Here is a 995-nt window from a genome sequence, read left to right on the forward strand (position 1 = left end):
AAGAGGAATTAAATAGAGAGATTGAAAAAGATCGTCTGGCACATGGAAAAAAGCCATTAAAGAAAAAAGATGATAACCAGCCACCTGCATCCGGTGGAACCGGAAATGGTAAAGATTCTATATCTGAAGAACTTCCTGAAGATGTGAAAACACAAAAATGCAGCATCAGCGATCCGGAAAGTGGATGGTTTCGAAAGGGTGAACATAAACACGTTTTTGCATATGCAGTAGAAACTGCCTGTGATAAACATGGCTGGATCCTTGGATATACAGTACATCCTGGTAATGAGCATGACAGTCGTACTTTTAAAGCATTATACGATAAGATATCTAAACTGAATCCGCAGATGGTAGTTGCAGATGCAGGATATAAAACTCCGGCAATCGCCCATCGGCTGTTGGAAGATGGAATTCAACCACTTTTTCCGTATACCCGTCCCAAGACCAAAGAAGACTTTTTCGGAAAACACGAATTCGCATATGATGAATACTATGATTGTTATATATGTCCGGGAGCACATATATTGACATACAGTACAACAAACAGAAGTGGATATAAAGAGTATAAAAGCTGCGGTGAACATTGTGCTGAATGCCAATATCTTTCAAAATGCACAGAAAGCAAGGATCATATAAAACTGATCACACGTCATGTATGGGAAGAATATATGGAAGTGGCAGAAGACATTCGGCACACGATCGGAAACAGACAGATCTATCAGTTAAGAAAAGAAACCATAGAGAGGATATTCGGTACAGCGAAAGAACAACATGGATTTCGATATACGCAGTATGTAGGAAAGGCGCGGATGGAAATGAAAGCCGGGCTTACCTTCGCATGCATGAATTTGAAAAAACTGGCAAAAATTCTGGAAAAACGAGGCTGGAATACAGCCAGATTTTTGTTGATTTTGAAAAAAATAAAAAGAAAAGAAGTTTTAAAAGAAAAATGGTGCTGGGCATAATCCCCAACACCAAGTTTGTCTACAGTCTGA

1 protein-coding gene is annotated in these 995 nt (G+C 39.2%); it reads left to right on the forward strand.

Features of this window, described 5'->3' with window-relative positions; genetic code table 11:
• Nucleotides 1–965 (forward strand): transposase (locus OCV47_RS15755; protein ID WP_262655961.1); only part of this gene is annotated, 965 nt, incomplete at its 5' end.
• Between the last annotated feature and the right edge of the window lie 30 nt (nt 966–995).

The sequence above is a fragment of the Muricoprocola aceti genome, from assembly GCF_025567005.1.
Taxonomy (GTDB): Bacteria; Bacillota; Clostridia; order Lachnospirales; family Lachnospiraceae; genus Marvinbryantia; species Marvinbryantia aceti.